Source organism: Streptomyces sp. NPDC002669, from assembly GCF_042889165.1.
In the GTDB taxonomy this organism is placed as follows: Bacteria; Actinomycetota; Actinomycetes; order Streptomycetales; family Streptomycetaceae; genus Streptomyces.
The window spans coordinates 262,040-281,513 of sequence record NZ_JBIAQQ010000002.1 but is presented as its reverse complement, the minus strand read 5'-3'; the positions used below and the strand labels follow the sequence as shown (position 1 = coordinate 281,513).

Genomic DNA, 19,474 nt, shown 5'->3' with positions numbered 1-19,474 from the left:
CGGGAGAACTACTCAATTGTGCCCGCTGGTCGTCCGGTTCCGGTCTTCGTACGACCGTAAAATGACTGCCCATGGGGACGGGGGAAGGCGAGCTGACGTCGTTGATCGGGCGGCGGACGGAGACGACGCGGATCACGAAGCTGCTGTCCGGTGCCCGCCTGGTGACGCTCACCGGGGTCGGTGGTGTGGGCAAGACGCGGCTGGCGCTGCGGGTGGCCTCGGACGTGGCGGGTTCGTTCCCCGACGGGGTGCATGTCGCCGAGCTGGCCGATCTGCGGGATCCCGAGCTGCTCGCGACGAGTGTTCTGGGGGTCCTGGACGTGGCCCGTCCGGGGCTCCCGGGTGCCGATGCGACGGCCGCACTGGTGGCCCGGCTGGGCGAGCGGCGGGTCCTGCTCGTCCTGGACAACTGCGAGCACCTGGTCGACGCCTGCGCCCGGCTCGCCGACACCCTGCTGCGCGGCGCCCCCGGGCTGCGCGTGCTGGCAACGAGTCGGCAGCCGCTCGGGATCGCGGGCGAGCAGGTGTTTCCGGTGGAGCCGCTGCCCGTGCCGGAGGCGGGTGACCTCGCGGGCGCGGGGCGCCGGATGCGTGCGCTGAGCGGCAATCCGGCGGTCGCGCTGTTCGTCGAGCGGGCCGCCGCCGTGCTGCCCGGTTTCGCGATGACGGAGGCCGACACCGCCATCGCCGTCGCCGTCGCCGAGCTGGTGCGCCGCCTGGACGGGCTGCCCTTCGCGATCGAGCTGGCCGCGGCGCGGGTCCGGAGCCTGACGCCGCGGGAGATCCTGGAGCGGCTCACGGACCGGTTCGCGCTGCTGACCGGGGGCAGTCGGGTCGCCGCCGACCGGCAGCGCACCCTGCGCGCGCTGATCGACTGGAGCCACGAGCTCTGCACGGAGCGCGAGCGGCTGCTGTGGGCGCGAGCCTCCGTGTTCCGGGGCGGTTTCGATCTCGACGGGCTGGAGCGGGTCTGCGCGGACGCCGGGCTGCCGGCGGCTGCGCTGCTCGACACACTCGACGCCCTGGTGGCCAGGTCGATCGTCAACTGCCGCCAGGAGAACGGCCGTTCGCTTTACCACATGCTGGAGACGGTACGGGAGTACGGGCACGAGCGGCTGGTCGCTTCGGGCTCGCTCGACGTGCTCCGCGCCCGCCACCGGGACCACTACGCGGAGCTGACGGCGCGGGCCGGGCAGGAGTGGTTCGGGGCCCGCCAGGTCGACTGGTTCACGCGGCTGCGGCTGGATCATCCGAACCTGCGCGCGGCCCTGGAGTTCTGTCTGGAGCGGCCCGGGCAGGCGCGGGCCGGGCTGGCCCTGGCCGTGTCGCCCCGGCACTACTGGCTCACGGCGGGGCTGCTGTCCGAGGGGCGCCGCTGGTTGTCGCTGCTGCTCGCCGCCGACCGGGCGCACGGCGGCCCGGACACGGATGTGCGGGTCCGGGCACTGGTCACCGACATGTATCTGGGCATTCTGCAGGGCGCCCCGGAGGCCGAGGTGCGAAGTGCGCTCGCCGCGTGCGAGGAGGCGGCACGGGCCGGCAGCCATCGGCGGGAGATGGCGTGGGTGTGGCATCACCACGGGATCCTCGCCGTCTGGCGCGAGGACTTCGCGGACGCCGTCGGGCTGTTCGCGCGGGCGTGCGACGAGTTCCGTGTGCAGGGGTGTTTCGACGCGGCGTTCGAGTGCCGGGTCAAGTTCGCCATCTCGCACGCCTACGGAGGTGACGTCGAGGAGGCCGCCGAGGCGTGCGACGAGGTCGAGGAGGCCGCGCGGACGCGGGGCGAGTCGTGGCTGCGCGGGATGGCGCTGCTCGCCCGTGCCCTGCTGGCACGGCGCGCGGACGCGCCCGCGGAAGCGATCGGACACGCCCGGGCGGCCATCGGCCTGCTGCGGCCGTTCGAGGACTGGTGGGACGTGGCCATGTGCGTGGAGGTGATCGCGTGGAGCACGCGGGACGCCCCGCGGCGCGCGGCCCGGCTGCTGGGTGTGCTGCACCTGTTGTGGGAGGCGCTGGGCGGGCGGCTCGGCTCGGCGCCGTTCATGCGCGGGCAGCACCTGCGCTTCGAGGCGGAGGTGCGGAAGTCGTTGCCGGGAGCGGTCTTCGAGCGGGAGTTCCGGCGCGGGGCGCGGGCGACGGTGGACGAGGCGATGGCATACGTGCTGGAGGACCCGGCCGGGAGGCCGGGCCTGACACGGCGTGAGAGCCAGGTCGCCGAGCTGGTCGCCGCAGGACTCACGAACAAGGACATCGCGGTGCGGCTGACGATCGCACAGCGCACCGCGGAGAACCATGTCGAGCGCATCCTCGGCAAGCTGGGGCTCACATCGCGTACGCAGCTGGCGGTGTGGACGTACGAGCAGCGTGACGTGACCACCGGGAACTGACAACGCGCGGCACCGGCCCGTCGGGCTCGCCGATCCGTAACAGCTGCACGGAGTACGAGCCAAAACTCGAACTCGCGGAGAAATGCTGTCCCTTGAAGTGAAGTGAACGAAGCCAGATGTCGGACGCGCAGGCGTCACCGTGACCGACGGCGAGCCGGGCGACGGGCGAGCGTGTCGGCGAGCGCGTCGGGGACGTGCTCGACGGTGCCGAGGTGGGCTCGTGGGCGAGGTGGGCCTCTCCCGCGCCGCATGGCAGGACCACCTGTTGGCGTTCGTAACCCGCGCCCACGCCCACGGCGAAGGTGCTGGGGAGGCAGTCGGCCGAGGCATGTCGGCGTGTCCCGGTCGGACACGTGACAAAGCCCTGCTATTGGAAGTCGGTACTGCCGTCATCGCGCAGTCTCCGCCAGAGCCGGGTGCGGTGCAGCGCGTAGAGGGCGATGAAAAGGGATACCGCCTGCAGTCCCACGGCGAGCAGCCAGAAGATGCTCCTGCTCTCCAACTCGTCGGTCAGGTAGGTGAAGTTCATGCCGAAGAAGCCGGTCAGGAAGGTCAGGGGCAGGAAGATCGTCGACACGATCGCCAACCGGTTGATCACGTTGTTCTGCTCGCCGGACACCAGGGAGGAGTAACTGGCGAAGGCACGACGGGCGGCGTTCTGGAGGGACTCGATGTCCGTGAGCACCAGCCGCGCCGTGTGCTGGTAGTCACGGGCGAGTTTCTGGCGCTCCTCGGGGAAGCCGGGGTTCATCATCCGGCGGGTGAAGATCTCGTCCGTCACCTGGAGGTAGGGCAGGAGCGCGTGGTGCAGGAGCGCCCCGCGCCGTCGCAGCCGGGCCAGCCGGTAGACCTGCTGGGGGTCCCGGTGCTGGAACATCTCGTCCTCCAGGTCCTCCACCTCCAGCAGTGCCTCCACCGCGGATCGGCGGAAGGTGGCCAGGGCCTCCTCCAGCAGCAGGAACAGCATGGCCACGCTGTCGGGGGGCCTTTCGTGCGGCAGTCCGGCGATGAGGCTCCTGATCGGCCCGGCCGGTCCCCGGTGCACCGTGATCAGGTAGTGCTCGGTCACGAAGGCGTGAACGTGTGTGATCCGGGCCCCCTGGAGCATGGGTACGACGAACGCGGCGCTGTCCCCGAGGAACTCGGCCCGCGCCGATTCGTCTTCCCTGCCGAGCCAGGCCACGCCCTTGGCCTCCAGTCCGAGAAGGTGGGCGAGCGGTTGCTCGGGTTCGGCGGGCCGCTCTGCTCCGGACGGTCTCCCGTCAGATGGTGGGCCCTCCTCTGGCAGTTCGATGTCCACGAGCAGGAAACGGGACGCCGCCAGATGCCTGCGTGCCTCCGACAGGTGGGTGCGAGTGACCGTTCCTTCCGGCATCGACACCATCGATACGATCATCATCCCCGCCATGGGTCACTGAGGCCGTCCACGGCCACCTTGTACGCCTCGCCGCCCGAGGCCGTGCCGGAATCCATCTTCACGGCGCAAGCACCGTGAACCGGACATACGCGCCGACCTCGGGGATTTTGAGACCGAGAGGGCCGTACAACGAACGCCCGCCCAGGCGGGTACGGCCGGTGCGGCGGCTGCACTCCGGGCAGGGACCCCGAAATGCCCCCTTACCGGCCCCATCAGATGACAAGGCCGTGGACGGGGTGGTCAATCGTCCGGCGGTGGGAGCCAGGGGCCGACCGGTCGCAGCAGCCCCTCGCGTAGGCCCGGGGCCGCATGCCCCGCCCCCTTCGCCGGCCTCCGGCCGTTCCTCCGCTCCTCCCCTCCTCCGACGGAACGCAGACCGGATGGCCCAACCGACGCGTTCCGGCACACTGCTTCGAGTGACCTTTCGATTGATGCCCGGCACCGGGCTCGTCCTCCCCGCGAACGCGGGCGTCCTGCGATTCGGCATGACCGAGCATGCGGCGCAGTGGACGGCGTCGACCCTGGCGGACATCCGCGCCGCCGGGTGGATGTGTGGAGTGCGCTGGACCTTCTTCTTCGTTCACTGCGACATCCTGGTCACGGCCTATGCCTGCACGGCTTGCACCGAACAGACCATGGGGCACTTGACCGTCGAGCGAACCGAGCGCGTCCCGGACCGGGCCGCCGACGTGCCGGTCGCCTTCGGCGACTTCGACCTCTTCGGCTACCCCATCCATGAACTGACCGAGGTCCTCGAACCGTCGGACCGCAAACTCCTGCTGTCCGCGGACGTCAACCCTCGGAGCACGCACTACCTGTCCGCCGTACGCCTCGACGCCTGTGAAGGCGACCGCCGCTAGGTCGTGCCTTGTCGAGCATTGGTCGAGCCGGATCAGGGTGCCGCGGTGGGGCAGCGATCGGGGCGTTTGTCGTGGCGGAGGGCGATGCCGACGCCACAGCACCGGTCGGCCCGCTTCACAGCGCCACGGCGTACGCGGCGCACACCGCGGACGTGTACAGCCGGGATCGCCTGCGGGCCGCAGAACGCCTCCACGCACGTCCTCGCACCCCGGGTGCGCGGTGCGCTCGCCCTCGGCGGCGACCTGGACAAGACGTTCCGAGGCCGGCTGACGCCCGCCCTCCCGCCCCGGGAGGTGGGGTCATCCACTCACCGGCACGGGCCACGAGCAGTGGTTGGAAGAAGCCCGTCTCCTGCGGCATCCGCCACTCGGGGTCGACGAACCCGGCCTCGGCCGCGAGGCCGGCCAGCCGGTCCCGGCCGAGTGCCCAGTAAGTGGTACGACGGACCTGGACGCGCCATTCTCCGGCTGCCGGAAGGAGCTGGAAGTGCTCCAGGCCGTAGTGCTCGCCGTCGTCGTGCCAGTGCCAGAGCTGGAAGGTGACGGTTCGTTCTTCACCGTCGGCGCAGACGACCGTGTCGAACCGACCATCAGGGAACGGGAGGCGTCACATGTCGGCCGCGGCCGTGCGCAGGTCCAGGTTCCGGAGGGCGGCCTCACGGGCGACGCGGGGGCTGAGATCGGTCCCGGTGACCCGGTGCCCGTGCAGCGCCAGGCCGATGGCCCGCGTACCGATGCCGCAGGAGCAGTCGAGGACCGTCGAGCGGTCCTGGCCGATCAGGGCGGCCAGGGCGTCTCCCTGCCGACGAATGCTCGCGTCCCAGTCCGAATAGATCAGGTGGTAGTCGTCAGCCAGTTCGTCGTAGAAGTGCACCACTGAGGTCTCGGACATGGTCCGAGATCACTGTGCCCGCTTCCCCCGAGGCACTGCTCGTTCCCGTGGAGGGAGGGGGGTACGAGGAGTTCTCCGGTGAAGGGTTGTTGGCCATGTCCGTGGCCGGGCGGCATGGGTGACGAGCGGCAGGTGCCCGCCCGTGCACCGGAGCGGCTCGGGGGTCCGAGGGGCTGCGCGGCCTTCCTGCGGCGTGCGCGTCAGCGGGCGGGTTCGATTCCCCAGGCGGCGGCTCGGGCGGCGGCAGCCGCGCGGTTGGGAAGAGTGAGCTTTGCGAGGATGTGCTCGATATGGGTCCCCACGGTCCGCGGTGTGATGTGCAGCCGCTCGGCGATCTCCCGGTTGGTGCGGCCCGCGCTCACTTCGGCCAGCACCTGGAGTTCCCTCGGCGAGAGTCCGCCGGGCCGTCGTGCGGGCGGGGGCGGTGTGTCCGTATCGGGGCCGGGCGTGGCGGCCTCCTCGGGCGGCGGGCCCGTGCGGGGATCGACGGCCGCGGCGAGTGCCTCGGTGAGCAGGGTGATCGCGGCGCGGGCCGGATCGGGGGCGTACCGCGGCCGACGGGCGCTGACGTTCAGCATGCCGACGTACCGGCCGTCGGCGGCGAACAGGCACTGGGCCACGCCGTCCTTGATCCCGAGGGGGGACAGCACCTCCTGGAAGCCCGGCGATGACGCCAGGAGGTGCCGGGGGACGTCCCCGAGCCAGAGGCCGCCCCGGGCCGGGCCGCGGAGCACGTGGAACACCGGGTCGCGGTGGAGGCGGCCCTCGATGTACGACGTGGCGTCCTCCGGATAACTCCCGGCCAGGGTGGTGTGGCGCCGCCTCTGTGGATCCCACCGGGAGAGGGAGGCGTGGTCGTACTCCACCACCTGCGACAGCGCCGTCAGGACCGTGCCGATGCCGCTCCCGCCGCGTCTGGCGGCCTCACGGACCTGCACCGCCGCGTCCAGGATGTCCGCTGTGCTTCGCCGTGCTGCCATGGCCCAAGGATGATCAAACGTCCGGAATACGTCAATCGCGGAGCGTGTCGTGCACGATCTGCCCGTCCATGACGGTGAGGACGACGGGCATCTCCGGGATGTCATGGGGGTCGGCCGTGAGCAGGTCCCCGTCGAGCACGCAGAGGTCGGCGGCCTTGCCCGGCTCCAGGGAGCCCTTCCAGTCGTCGGCGAAGTCCTGCCAGGCCGCGCCGATCGTGTACGTACGGATCGCCTCGGCGAGGGCGATGCGTTGCTCCGGGCCGCTGACCCGGCCAGCGGCCTTCGACTCGCGCAGCACCATGGTGGCGACGCCCTGGCGCCAGTCCGGATACGTGACGGGGGCGTCGGAGCCGCTGGCGACCCGTACCCCGGCGTCGATGGCGTCGCGGTAGGGCCACGCGTACGCGGCCCGTTCGGCGCCGACGAATTCCTCCTCCATGTCGGCGACGGTCCACTTGATGGTGGGGTTCATGTTGACGCCGAAGCCGTGCGCGGCCAGCACCTTCATGCTGTGCGCGGTGAGGAAGTCGCCGTGGATGACGTAGTGCCGGGCGTCGGGCCGCGGATGCTCGGACACGGCTGCGGCGAAGGCGTCCGCGACGGTGTCTATCGCCCGGTCACCGGTGACGTGGACGCCCAACTGGTGCCCGGCGGCGTGGGCGTGCCGGATCATGTTGTGTATCTCGGTGATCCGTTCGCCGTCGGTCCCGCCCCCGACGCAGAGGGAGCCGCAGCCGCCGCCGACGTACGGTTCGTGCATCCAGGCCGTCTTGTTGGGGACGATGCCGTCGGCGAAGATCTTCACCCCGTGGATCGCGAGGCGGCGCGGATCGGCTTCGCCGGTCTCGCCAGTCTCGGCGAGGGCACGCGCGAACTCCTCCGAGGTGCTCGCCATGCCGGTGGGCAGGAGCAGGACTCCGACGCGGGCGGTCAGTTCGCCGTCGGCCAGCAGCCGGCGGTAGACGTCGAGGGTCTCCGCGCCGAGCGCGCCCCGCATGATGCCGTCGCCGCCGGGGCCGAGGCCGGGCTCGGTGTAGCTGGTCACGCCGAGCCGGGCCAGCGTGGCGAGAGCCGACCTGACCGCGTCGGTCCGTTCCTGCCGGCTGAGCGGCGGCAGCGCGTTCTGGACGAGGGCCTGGGCTCCCTCGTGGAGCAGCCCGGTCGGCTCCCCGGACTCGTCCGCGACAATGGCCCCGCCGGGCGGCGCGACGGTGTGCCGGTCGATCCCGATGAGTTCCAGCGCCTTGGAATTGATCCAGGTGGCGTGCCCGGAGAAGGAGTACAGGACGACGGGGTGGTCGGGGCTGATGACGTCGAGGTCGTGCCGCGAGGGCAGCCGCGACGGATCGGCGAGGCACTCGTCGAGGTAACCGGTGTCCCAGCCGTGCCCCGTGATCCACTGCCCGGCCGGTACTCGCTCGACGGCCTCCCGTACCGTCTCGGCCACGTCCGCGAGGGACGACACGGTGGGGTGGCCGACGTCGAGGGAGAGCGGCGGTGTCGCCATGCCGAAGGCGCACGCGTGCAGGTGGGAATCGTTGATGCCGGGAAGCAGCGTCGCCCCCCGCAGGTCGATGACACGGGTGTCGGGTCCGACGAGCGGCGCGACGTCGTCCCGTCCACCGACGGCACTGATGATCCCGCCGGTCACCGCCAGGGCCGAGGCGACGGAGAACTCCGCGTCGACCGTGACCACCCGACCACCGAGGAATACCAGATCCGCATGCGTGCCCACAGAAGGTCCTTTCGACAGGCGGGCGTACTCGGACTGCCCGCGAACGATCTCCCGAGGACTATGGCTGTGCGTCCGGCCTCCGCACATCGGTCATCCCACCGATACGCCCACGTTCGGGGAAGGCGGGACGGCCGTCTCCCTCCTGAAAGGGGCGGCCGCCCGGTGGGGCCCGGGACCCGGAGGACCCCAGCACGGTCCGGCCCCGGCTCGATGCCGGCATCGGCCGGGGCGGCCCGGACTGCTGGACTTCCGGAACTCCGTCGCGGTCATGCTTGCAGGAGCCGCCCGAGGGCGAAGCCGTGGTCGCGCTTTGGTTGCGGGGCCCGGGCGGGGTCGCCGGAGAGCATCGCCTCGTGGACGTGCTCAGCGCTCAGAAACACGGCGTCGGTCCCGCCCGCGCGTCGGTGTGTCCGTCGGCGTATCGAAGAAGTGGTCGTACAGCCCCCAGGCGAACACCTCGGTGAATACGTTCACGAGCATCAGGTCGAACGCGTCGGCCCAGTCGGGTGCGACCGGGCCGATGCCCGGTCCGTCGCCGCCAGAGGCCGGCCGGCGCAGTCGAGGGAGCCGCCCTCGGCCGCTCCTCGGTCCGGTGAGCGCAGTACCGCGGCCCGCACGATCTCGTGGGCAACGCGCCCGGCCACGAAGGCGGTGATCCGGGCGAAGACCTCCGGCCTGGCCGCGCCGTCCGGCCCGGTGGGGCGCAGGACGGCGGGCTCCCCCTGCCGACGGGGGCGTGCTGCCACGGGAGTAATGGCCGGGGTGGACCACCTCGCCATGTCACGCTGGGACCTTGTCCGATGACGGGGGGTCAGGAGGCCGGTGTGTACCGCTCGTGCGAGTGGCTGGGTGAGTCGACGCGGGACCGCGGTGCGGCTGCGGTGGCCGGGCGGTCATGATGACGGGACAGCAGGAGGAACCCGAACGGTCCCACCCCGACCTGACCCTGCAACTGGATCGTCAGCTGGACCGGATCGCCGCCCAGCTGCGGGAACTGGCCACCGCCAAGGACCGGCTGCAGGGGTTGCTGAACGCGGTGCTGGCGATCAGTCAGGAGGTGGATCTGCCCGCGGTTCTGTACCGCATCGTGGCCACCGCCAGGGGCCTGGTCGGCGCCCGCTACGGCGCGCTGGGCGTGCTGGACGAGTCCGGCGAGCAACTGGAGCAGTTCATCACGGCGGGCCTGTCGGAGTCCGAGCGCGACGACCTGGCCGGGATCGAGTTCCCCCATGGGCACGGTGTTCTCGGACATCTGATCCACCATCCCGAGCCCCTGCGCGTCGAGGACATCCGTGCCCATCCCGCCTCGGCCGGGTTCCCACCGGGCCACCCGCACATGCGCACCCTCCTGGGCGTCGCCATCAGTGTCCGCGGCACCATCTACGGCGACCTCTACCTGTCCGAACGCCGTGACGGGCAGCCCTTCGACCGTGACGACGAGGACATCGTCGTCGCCCTGGCCGGCGCCGCCGGCATCGCCATCGAGAACGTCAGCCTGCTCGAACAGGTCCGCAGCAGCGCCGAACACTTCCAGCGCCTCCTGCTGCCCGCCCTGCCCGACCTGCATCCCTTCACCGGCGCCGCCATCTACCGCCCGGCTTCCAGCCCCGGCCATCTCGGCGGGGACTGGTACGACGTCCTGTGGCTGCCCGACAACACGTGCGCCGTCGTGATCGGCGACGTCGTCGGCCACGACCTGCGCGCGGCCGCCGCCATGGCCCAGACCCGCAACATGCTGCGAGCCCTGCTCTACGACCGGCTCGCCCCGCCCAGTTCTGTCCTCGCCCAGCTCGACCGCACCCTGAACGACATCACCGATCTGCCCGTCACCACCGCCTGCCTGGCCCGTATCGAACCCGCAGAAGACGGCTGGAGGCTGCACTGGAGCACGGCCGGTCACCTTCCCCCGCTGCTGATCGGCCCCGACGGGCACGCGGAGTATCTGGATGCCGAGCCGGGCCTGCCGCTCGCGGTCGACACCGACCAGGACCGTCCCGACCACACCCGTCCGGTGCCCGCCGGGGCCACGGTGGTCTTCTTCACCGACGGGCTCGTCGAACATCCCCGCCACTCCATCGACCACGGTCTGGCCCGACTCGCCGAACACGCCGCCGGCCATGTCCACCTGCCTTTGGACGACTTCGTGCGCCTCCTCGCCGACCACCACCCCAGCGACGGCCACGACGATCTGGCCATCCTCGCCCTGCGCACCCCGCCCGCCGTCTGACGGGCCCACACCGACGCGAACGGCCGGGGCCGACACGGTCCGGGGCGCCGGGACTCGTCCTGCGCATCGGCCGCTCGGGGGGATGCGCGGGGTGGCGGGACGCACCGTCCCGGGGCCGGACACCGGAGCGGGCCGACGGCTGCTCCGGCCCGGACCGCCGCGCCCTGTACGGACGAAAAACGCCTGGCCCGGGGCGGATACCGGCCATACGACGCGCGCATTATCGCCGCATGCCGGGAAACAGGGCAAGTTCGCCGGTTTTCTCCCCTGCGCCCGCATACGGTGGACTCGCCGCCCGTACACCGCCCGGTCGGCGGGAAGCGGCGGCAGGTATCGAGGCCAGGAAGCAGGATGAGGAAGGCCCCAGTGAGCGAGTTGGACGAGCGATTGTCGGGACGCCGGTGGACGGTGCGGCTGGACCCCGTCGGCCGGGGCGGCGCGGTGGTGCGCGTCTCGTGCAGCCGCCCCGCCTGTGCCGAGCAGCGTCTTCCCTCGGCCGCCGCCGGCCGTGCGGCCGCCGTCGCCCACCTCAAGGCCCATCTGCGTGCCGCCTCCGCCCCCAGGCCCGGGGCGCACTGCGCGTGCCGGGCCGAGGGCTGCCACGCCCACCTGCCCGACACCGACCGCCGCGCACCCGCCGAAACCTGGCGGTGCGGCGGGCCGGTCGTCCTGGCCGTGGCGACCGACCGCGAAGGCCGCTGGTGGCAGGCCATGGAGTGCTGCTCGCGGTGCGCGGCCGCCACCCCGGGAACGAGGACCGCGGCCACCTCCCGGGCCCCTGAGCCCCGGCCCGCCGACCGCCCGGTCCCCGCAGCGGCAACGGCGGGCGCGGGTGTGCCGCAGTTCTCCCATGCCGGAACCGGTCCGGCCGGCCCGGCTCCGGTCGGCCCGGTTCCGGCTCCTCGCTCCGCGCCGGGGCGGCGTCGCCCCCGGCAGGTGAAGATCGCCCAGCGGGTCATCCCGCGCACCCTGCGGCCCATCGCCCTGCGGGACGAACTCGTCGAACTCGGCAACCTCTTCCGCGCCTACCAACAACGCGAGCAACCCGACCTGGTGCTCCTGGCCGACCTCCACAGCCGCAAGGCGAGCGCCTTCGCGGCCTGGGCCGAGACCACCGGCGACCCGAGCCTGCACCTGGACGCCCAGCGTGCCGAGCAGGCCGCCGCCACCATCCTTCTCCAGCACCAGCAGCGCACCGGCCAGGGCGCGAGCAGCGGCACCCCGGCCGTGACCCGCCTGCTGACCCGCCCCGGCCAGTGGGACTGCGCCCGGTCCGTCCTGGCCCACGTCACCGAAACCGCCCCGTTGCCCGGGCCGGAGGCGCGCCTGCTGATGGTGATGCTGACGCTGCGCGCCGCGCACACCGGCACGGGCAACCTCGTCGGTCAGGACCTCACCGGCCTGGGCCTGGAGGAGCCGGCAGAGCTGGTGACGCAACTGGTCGACTCCGGCTGGCTCCGCCTCCCCTGCACCATCGCCGACCTGCTCGCCTCCCGGCCCGAAAACCCCACCGCCGTCACCATCCCCTCCCTGGTTCCCGATGAGGACGGCTCGGGACCGCTCGCGTTCGGCAGGAAACTGCGGCCCAAGCTCTCCGGGTGGGCCCAGAGAACCGTCTCGGACAAGAAGCTCCGCAAGGCGAAGGCCCCTGCCGCCACCCGGCTGCTCGCCCTGGTCCTGGCCACTCACAGCAGCGTCGACGGCTGCCTGGGCCCCGACGGCCAGGGCATCGATCTGGACCGGCTCTTCTCCTGGTGCGCCATCGGCCCCGGAGAACTGCCGCCCCTGACCGACCAGCTGACCGCAACGGACTGGCTCGCCGAAGTCGCCGTCACCCCCACCCGTCTCACCGGCCGGCTGTCCGAACGGGTCCTGCCGCTCACCTGCCCCCTCACCTAAGGGCTGTCCCGTAATCCCCGGTGGATCAGCGCGCGGCGTCAGATGCGGTGCATCGCAAGGCGGAGGGGCGTCCGCATACTGGATGTATTCGGACGTTCCGACAACGCGGCGAGGAGTGGGGGCTCCCCTGCTCGAGCGCAGCCGAGAGCTTGGGGAAGTAGCTGTCGTCGTGCGCCCGCCGGGGATTACGGGACAGCCCTTAGGTTCTTCCGGTTCGGATCGGGCCGGACCGGGAAACGGGTTCCGGCGTGTGCGGCCGCAAGGCGGAGAAAGGGGGCGGGTGACGCCCCTCTTGGTCGAGCGGGACCGAGAGCTCGGGGAAAGGCCGGGGCGCGCGAGCCCCGCATGATCCAGTCGAAGCCGGGCGCCCGGGCGCCGCATGTGCCGCGGTTAGGCCGCCCGAAGTCGGAGCGACCCTCGGGAGGCCGTCCCGCCGCTCTCGGTTGCGGGGTCGGGCCATCCGTGAGCAACCCGGATACAACCTTCGCGGCCCGCAGCGAGTCAGAGACACCGCGATGAGGCGGGGCCTCCGCACAGCGGCGTCACAGGAATGGCATATGATGCGCGCAATCTCCATAAAGATCAGTTAAAGAGGATGTACACGTCATGGCTATCCCTGCTCGTCATCGCACCCTTCGCGGCATATCCGCCATAGTCGCCCTGCTCGCGATCGGTGCAGTGGGATGCTCGGACGTCTCCGACGCCGTCGACAGCGCCAAGGACGGCGCGAAGAAGGTCGCCCGTCAGCGCTCGGTGTTCTCGCTGGACATCGGCGACTGCTACAACCCCAACGGCAAGGCCGAGGGAATGGCGTACGCCGTCGAGATCGTGCCCTGCGAGGAGGCGCACCAGGGCCAGGTCGTCGGCGAGTTCGCGATCGACAAGGACAAGAAGTACCCCGGCGAGGACGGGGTCTCGGCCATCGCTGACGAGCGCTGCCCCGTCGAGGCGCAGAAGTACGCCCCGGACACCTGGGCGCTCCCCAAGGGCGTCGCCCTCTTCTACTACACCCCGACCAAGGAGAGCTGGACGACGGGCGACCGCTCGGTCAGCTGCACCTACACCTCGGAGAAGGGCACCTTCAGCGGCTCGATGAGCACCGCGAAGTCCCTCAAGCCCGAGCAGGTCACGTACCTCAAGGGTTCGAACGCGGTCTACGAGGCCCTGTGGGCGAACCAGTCCGAGAAGGACGCCGTCGAGGACGACCTGGCCGGCTACAAGGCTCAGGCCAAAGCCGTCGCGGCCGCCCTCGACGCACACCTCAAGGGCCTGAACGACATCAAGGGCGCCGAGGTCGGCAAGCTCCGCACGACGCTGACGAAGGCGGCCGGGAGCTGGAAGAAGGCCGCGAACGCCGCCGACGCCGACGCGTTCTACCTCGCCTACGACCCGGCGTTCAGCGGCATCGACCCGAACAAGTCGGTCGCCGCCCGCAAGGAACTGGGTCTGGCCACCACCGTCCCGGCCGACGAGGCCGAGGTCTGGGCGGGCTGACGCCCCGTCGGAGCAGTGCGGCCGGGCCCGTCGCGGGTCCGGCCGTCCGGACGACGCCGGGACCGCCGCCGCCATGGGCGGCCGTCCTCATGACCGGATCCCGATCCCGCGGCCCGGTCCCTTCAGCCCCTGCGGGAGAGCCGCGCCACCGCCCCGGGGACGGTCAAAACCCTCGTGGCGCCTCCGCCGTCCCTCCACAGCCCGTCGACGCGGTCACGTTCACCGGGGCCCCGCCGCGAAGGCCGCGGACAGAGCGCGCATGCGCCTGGGCTATCCGGAGACCGGGCCGGGGTCGGCGCCGGTCAGATCGCGGCTCGCGTCCCACAGCCGCCCCGAGACGGAGGGGTCGGCGAGGTGGTTCCACACCGGTTCGCGCCGGGGCTCGCCACGCAGGCCGAAAACGCGCGGCCCCCACAACTGGCCTCCCCGCACGGCCGGGTCCAGCACCGCTCGGACCGCGGGCCAGGCGCCGGCGTGCTTGCCCTGGACGAGGAGGGCCGCGGGTGCCGCCCTCAGCCGTGCGCCGTTGGTGCGCACGTGGACCGGCGGCCGGGACGGGGTGAGGGAGTCCAGCGCGCCGCCGGGATGGACCACCACGCTTGCCACCGTGCTGCCGGCAGCACGCAGGCGGCGGTCGAGTTCGACGCCGAAGTACATCTGCGCCAGCTTCGAGCGGCCGTAGGTGCGTTTGGGCCGGTAGTCCTTCCGGGACTGCAGGTCGTCCAGGTCGAGCCGCTCGGACTTTGCCGCGAAGCTTCCCACGGTCACGACACGGGCCGCCGGCGCAGCCGACAGCAGCGGCATCAGCCACTGGGTCAGGGCGAAGTGGCCGAGGTGATTCGTCCCGAACATCAGCTCGTGACCGTCTCCGGTCTCCTCGCGCGGCAGGTGGTCGAGCGCGACGCCGGCGTTGTGGACCACCGCGTCAAGGCGTTCCACCTCCAGCGATTCCACCGCCGCGGGGAGCGACGGGAGCTCGGCGAGGTCCAGCCGCACGGCCCGTACCCGCGCACCGGGGACACGAACGCGGATCGAGGCCAGGGCGGCTTCGGCCTTGGCGGGATTCCGGCTGCCGAGCACGACAGTGGCTCCGGTCGCCGACAGCTGCTCCGCGACGAAGTACCCGATGCCGGCGTTGCCGCCGGTGACCAGGAAGACGCGACCGTCAGCGCCGGGCAGCTGTTGGACGCTCCAGGGCGAGGTGGAGGACACGGGCGACATGGGGACGGAGGCTCCCTTGCGGTTGAAGGCGACTACGGCTGTTCCCTCGGACAACCGGCACCCACGGTTCCAGCGGCCACCGACACATCGCCCACAAGTCACCGACAGTACTGCCGGACGGCCGACATCCCGCCGTGGTCGGTGGCCGCCCGGACGGCTGCCATATCCTTCCGCCGTGGCGAACGGCGGTACGGGGCAGGAGCCGGGCAGGGGAAGAGTCGCGGGTTCGGGTCCCGTCCCGGCGAGGAACGTCCACGAAAGGAGTCGCGAGGGTGCGAGCCCCCTTGTTGGCAGTCACGGGTGTGAGCCGTACCTTCGGCGAGCGCGAGGCTCTGCGGGCCGTCGATCTGGAGGTCGCCGCGGGCGAGTGTGTGGCGTTGCTCGGCCCCAACGGTTCGGGCAAGTCGACGCTGCTGCGCATCGCATGCGGCCGGGACCGCCCCACCACCGGCGAGGTCAGGTTCGACGGCGAGCCGATGACCGAGGACGAGGTGCGGGTGCGCGCCCGGGTGGCGGTCGTCGGTGACGCCCTCGACCACTATCCCGACCTGACGGTACGTCAGCACCTCGAACTGGTCTCCGTGGCACACGGGGTCCCCAGGGACCGGATCGACGCGCTCCTGCGTGAGCAGCGGCTGACCGGTCATGCGGGCTCCCTGCCCGGCGCGCTGTCCTCCGGGCAGCTCCAGGCGATGATGCTCGCGTCGGCCCTGCTGCGCCCCCGCGACCTGTTGGTCCTCGACGAGCCGGAGCAGCGGCTCGATCCCCGCGCCCGCGGTCGTCTCGCGGACGTGCTGCGAGGGGAGGGCGACCGGGGCGGGGCGGTGCTGTTCGCCACGCATCAGCCCGAATTGGCGCGGGTCGCGCAGCGTGTGATCGCTCTGGAGGACGGCTCCGTGGTCGCGGACGGCACCCCGGACGAGGTCCTGGCGGAGGCAGGGGCGTGAGCCGTACGGCGTGGGAGGCCGGGGCCGGCGCGGACGAGGGGGCGCGGAAGGGCGGCGCCGCGGACCGGACGGCCGAGACGTTGCAGTGGTTGCGCAACCGCCGCGGCGCCGGCCGCATCCGCCGGTTCGCCTATGCGGCGTACGTCGTCCTGGTCCTGCTGATCGGCTGGTACGGCCTGTTCGTCATCGGACTCTTCCAGGAGATCGGCAACCGTCGGCCATCGGCGGACAGTGCTGCTGCCGTCGCCCACGTGCTGCCGTCCGCCCTGGTCCTCACGGCGCTGGCGGGGTTCTTCCTCACGGCGCGCGACGCGTTGTGGCGCGGGCCGGTGATCCTGCCGCGGCCCGATGCCGACTGGCTGCTCGCGCTGCCCGTCCGGCGCCGCCCGGTGCTGCTTCCCTGGTTCGCCCTGTCGGCGGGAGTCTGGACGCTCGCCGCCCTGTTGCTGGGCTTCGTGGGCGCGCTGCTCATCGCGGCGGCCGGCCTCGGCCGGATCGGTCTCCTGGTCCCGGCCTGCTTGGGTCCCGCAGTCTGCCTGGCCCTGCTGGCCGTGGCCGGGGCGGCCATGGTGGAACGGTCCCGAAAGGCCACCGAGCGGCTCCATCGGGCCACCCCCGTTCTGCTGATCGCTCTCCTGCTCGGCGCCGTGCAGGTGACGGCCGCAGCCCGGGGGCACCGCTCCGAGGCGCTGGAGACCGTCGAGTTGTGGTCCGGCCCGTGGGGCTGGGCGGCGCAGCCCGTCCTCGCGGCGGCGGGCCGCCCCGGCCCCCTGTGGCCGGTGGCGCTCGCCCTGCTGCCGGCGGTCACGGCAGCCGCCCTGACGCACGCCTGGAAGGTCTTCGCCGAGGTGCCCGCCGAGGTGCTGCGGTCACGGGCCCGGGCGTCCGGTGGGGTGCTGGCCGGCCTCCTCGCCGTGGACATGCGCTCGGCCCGGCTCTCCGTGGCCGGCAGCCTGGAGCCCCGGGGCCGGGGCCGGGCCCAGCGGTGGGCCGCCCGGCTGTCCCCGCCCCGCTCGCCCGGCCTGCTGGTCGCCTGGCGCGACGCGGTGGCCCTGGTCATGGCACCCGGGCGGACCGGCCTCATGGTCCTGCTGCTCGTACCGGCCGGAGCGGTCGCCCACGTGGCCGCCGGGCTCGGGGGCCCGGGGAGATACCTCGCCGCGGCACTGGCCGCGCTGCTCGGCTGCTTCGCCGCGTCGCAGTTGCTGGAACCGGCCAGGCTGGACGCCGACGACGTACGACGCACGGCATGGTCGCCCCGACCCTACGAGCGCCTGGCGCTCGAACACGCGCTGGTGCCCACCCTCGTGCTGGTCGTCGCCGGCTGCCTGCTCGCTCTGCCGGCCCACCCCGTCGTGCTCCTGGCCGTACCGGCCGCCGCACCGGTGCTGGTCGCCGCCGGGCTGCTGAGCGCGTACCGGTCACCCGCGCCCGTGTGGGTGCTGTACGGCGGTTCCGCGCTCGGCGACACCGGCCCGATCCTGACGGTGCTGTGGTACGCCATCGGCCCGATGGCCGGGACCGCGGGACTCACGGTACTGCTCGCCGCGCCCTTCCCGTCCGGCCTCCCGCAAGCGGCAGAACCACTGGGCCGCCCGGCCGCGTGCTGGCTCCTCGCCCTGCTGATGTTGCGCTGGGTACGGGGCCGCGCACGCAAGCGGGCGCGCCCGTAGGGGGACGGGTGCGGCAAAGGCGGAGAATCCGGGAAAGGCCGGGATGCGGTGGGCCGTCGGCCGCCGAGAAGGCCGGGAACAACCCGCTGGTGGCTCGCGCCGACCTGCGGCAGTGCCGACGGGACGGTTCGCGCGGGCCCGACCGACCCGCGTCGGGTCGCTCCCGCACCCGACCGATCCCGCGAACGGCTGAAAGCGGCTCAACCGTCACGACCGGACTCAACCCGCCACTCGTCTCCCCCGGTCCCTTCCCGTGACCGCAGTTCACGATCACGGGAGTCCGCACATGTCAGCCGTACGTACCGTCCGTACCCTCCTCGCCGCCGGGCTCGTCGTCGGGATCACCGCCACCGCGCTCGCCGCGCCCGCCATCGCGTCGTCGCCGGCCGAGCCGTCCCACGCCGCCACCCGGCAGGCCCTGGAGGCGGCCGTCGCCGAGGGCGTGCCCGGGGCCGTCGCGCAGGCCCGTGACGGAAGGGCCCGCTGGGCCGACACCGCGGGGAAGCGGAAGAAGGCCGATCGGTTCCGGGTCGGATCCATCACCAAGACCTTCACCGCCACCGTCCTGCTCCAGCTCCAGGCCGAGGGCCGGCTCGACCTCGACGACCCGGTCGAGAAGTGGCTGCCCACCGTGGTGCGCGGGCACGGGCACGACGGGCGGAAGATCACCGTCCGTCAGCTCCTCAACCACACCAGCGGCATCTACAGCTACACCGAGGACCCCGGCTTCCAGAAGAAGGTCTTCGGTCCCGGCTTCCTGCAGCATCGTTACGACACCTGGGCCCCGAAGCAGCTCGTCGCCGTCGCGATGGCGCACGAGCCCGACTTCGCCCCCGGGACGGACTGGAACTATTCCAACACCAACTTCGTGCTGGCCGGGATGGTCGTGGAGAAGGTGACCGGACGTCCTTACGGCAAGGCGATCGAGAACCGGATCATCAAGCCGCTCAAGCTGCGCGCCACGTCCGTGCCCGGGACCGGCTCCCGGATGCCCGAGCCGAACTCCCGCGCCTACTCCACGCTCTCCCAGGAGGCCGGCGGGCCCGTCCACGACGTCACCGAGCTCAATCCGAGCATCGCCGGTGCCGCCGGCGAGATGGTCTCCGACGCGAACGACCTGCAGACCTTCTACCGTGCGCTGCTCAAGGGCCGGCTGCTCCCGAGGGCCGAGATGAAGGAGATGACCGATACCGTCCAGGTCTCCCCCGACCTGCCCACCGTCGGTTACGGGCTCGGCCTCATGCGGCAGAAGCTGAGCTGTGGCAAGGAGGTCTGGGGGCACGGCGGCGGCATCCACGGGTCCCAGTCCGAGGCCCAGGCCACCCGGGACGGGGAGCACTCCCTCGCCGCGAACTTCAACGCCGACTGGACCGGTGACACCCAGAAGCTGATCGAGGCGGAGTTCTGCGGCACGGTCCCGGCGAAGCGGTAGCCGTCAGCGGGGCAGGACGACCGCACGGGTGGCCGGCCGGCGGTCACGCCGCTGCTCCTCGGACGTGAACCGTCCCGCCCCGCCCCTCCACATGTGATCGTCCGAAGCCCCGGCCGGGTGGCAACGGCGGCACAGGGCCGTCTCACGCCCCCTCACCGGGGGCGGTGCCGGTCATGCTCGTGCCCACGACCACCGGCACGGACCCGCGCACCGTCCTCGTCAACTCCGGGGGAGTCCGGTCGGATGCGGCGCCCGTCGCACGGCGGGCGCCGCATCCGGTGGCCCGGCCCGGAGCAGCGGCTCTCCGGCA

The 19,474-nt window shown here is 72.2% G+C and carries 13 protein-coding genes and 1 pseudogene; 8 read left to right on the top strand and 6 right to left on the bottom strand.

The window, feature by feature from the left end:
• Window positions 1-71 precede the first annotated feature (71 nt).
• Window positions 72-2,387, top strand: coding sequence for an ATP-binding protein (locus tag ACFYW1_RS03680; protein WP_388986428.1), 2,316 nt, complete (start codon window positions 72-74; stop codon window positions 2,385-2,387).
• 367 nt (window positions 2,388-2,754) lie between these two features.
• Here the strand turns inward: ACFYW1_RS03680 and ACFYW1_RS03675 are convergent, their stop codons facing one another.
• The gene (locus ACFYW1_RS03675) at window positions 2,755-3,771 is read right to left on the bottom strand and encodes a CorA family divalent cation transporter (RefSeq protein WP_388986425.1); all 1,017 of its coding nucleotides are present in this window, start codon (window positions 3,769-3,771) and stop codon (window positions 2,755-2,757) included.
• Window positions 3,772-4,220: 449 nt separating this feature from the next.
• Between ACFYW1_RS03675 and ACFYW1_RS03670 the strand changes: the two genes are divergently transcribed.
• On the top strand, window positions 4,221-4,664 hold the full coding sequence (locus tag ACFYW1_RS03670; RefSeq protein ID WP_388986422.1) for a hypothetical protein: 444 nt from the start codon (window positions 4,221-4,223) through the stop codon (window positions 4,662-4,664).
• Between the two features lie 310 nt (window positions 4,665-4,974).
• Here the strand turns inward: ACFYW1_RS03670 and ACFYW1_RS03665 are convergent.
• From ACFYW1_RS03665 to ACFYW1_RS03650, 4 genes and pseudogenes are all read right to left on the bottom strand, one after another.
• Window positions 4,975-5,556 (bottom strand): annotated as a pseudogene (locus tag ACFYW1_RS03665) (class I SAM-dependent methyltransferase); the annotation flags it as partial.
• 200 nt (window positions 5,557-5,756) lie between these two features.
• Window positions 5,757-6,536: a response regulator transcription factor gene (locus ACFYW1_RS03660; RefSeq protein WP_388986419.1), complete on the bottom strand. Its 780-nt coding sequence runs from the start codon at window positions 6,534-6,536 to the stop codon at window positions 5,757-5,759.
• Window positions 6,537-6,567: 31 nt separating this feature from the next.
• Window positions 6,568-8,271: an amidohydrolase gene (locus ACFYW1_RS03655; RefSeq protein ID WP_388986416.1), complete on the bottom strand. Its 1,704-nt coding sequence runs from the start codon at window positions 8,269-8,271 to the stop codon at window positions 6,568-6,570.
• Window positions 8,272-8,750: 479 nt separating this feature from the next.
• Complete coding sequence (locus ACFYW1_RS03650) at window positions 8,751-9,017, bottom strand: hypothetical protein (protein ID WP_388986413.1); 267 nt, start codon at window positions 9,015-9,017, stop codon at window positions 8,751-8,753.
• A gap of 149 nt (window positions 9,018-9,166) precedes the next feature.
• Here ACFYW1_RS03650 and ACFYW1_RS03645 point away from each other — a divergent pair, with 149 nt between their 5' ends.
• The 3 genes from ACFYW1_RS03645 to ACFYW1_RS03635 all read left to right on the top strand — a co-directional run bounded on the left by ACFYW1_RS03645 (window position 9,167) and on the right by ACFYW1_RS03635 (window position 13,891).
• The gene (locus tag ACFYW1_RS03645; protein WP_388986410.1) at window positions 9,167-10,498 is read left to right on the top strand and encodes a PP2C family protein-serine/threonine phosphatase; all 1,332 of its coding nucleotides are present in this window, start codon (window positions 9,167-9,169) and stop codon (window positions 10,496-10,498) included.
• A 351-nt stretch (window positions 10,499-10,849) separates the two neighbouring features.
• Window positions 10,850-12,397 carry a hypothetical protein gene (locus ACFYW1_RS03640; RefSeq protein WP_388986407.1) on the top strand — a complete coding sequence of 516 codons (1,548 nt, stop codon included), beginning with the start codon at window positions 10,850-10,852 and terminating at the stop codon, window positions 12,395-12,397.
• A 606-nt stretch (window positions 12,398-13,003) separates the two neighbouring features.
• Window positions 13,004-13,891, top strand: coding sequence for a septum formation family protein (locus ACFYW1_RS03635; protein WP_388986404.1), 888 nt, complete (start codon window positions 13,004-13,006; stop codon window positions 13,889-13,891).
• A gap of 270 nt (window positions 13,892-14,161) precedes the next feature.
• Here the strand turns inward: ACFYW1_RS03635 and ACFYW1_RS03630 are convergent, their stop codons facing one another.
• On the bottom strand, window positions 14,162-15,112 hold the full coding sequence (locus tag ACFYW1_RS03630; protein ID WP_388986401.1) for an SDR family NAD(P)-dependent oxidoreductase: 951 nt from the start codon (window positions 15,110-15,112) through the stop codon (window positions 14,162-14,164).
• Between the two features lie 302 nt (window positions 15,113-15,414).
• Between ACFYW1_RS03630 and ACFYW1_RS03625 the strand changes: the two genes are divergently transcribed.
• From ACFYW1_RS03625 to ACFYW1_RS03615, 3 genes are all read left to right on the top strand, one after another.
• Window positions 15,415-16,059, top strand: coding sequence for an ABC transporter ATP-binding protein (locus ACFYW1_RS03625; protein ID WP_388986398.1), 645 nt, complete (start codon window positions 15,415-15,417; stop codon window positions 16,057-16,059).
• A complete protein-coding gene (locus ACFYW1_RS03620; protein WP_388986396.1) occupies window positions 16,056-17,732 on the top strand; it encodes a hypothetical protein in 1,677 nt (558 codons plus the stop codon). The genes ACFYW1_RS03625 and ACFYW1_RS03620 overlap by 4 nt, the downstream gene beginning before the upstream one ends.
• 286 nt (window positions 17,733-18,018) lie before the next feature.
• Window positions 18,019-19,164, top strand: coding sequence for a serine hydrolase domain-containing protein (locus ACFYW1_RS03615; protein WP_388986393.1), 1,146 nt, complete (start codon window positions 18,019-18,021; stop codon window positions 19,162-19,164).
• The last annotated feature ends 310 nt before the right edge of the window (window positions 19,165-19,474 follow it).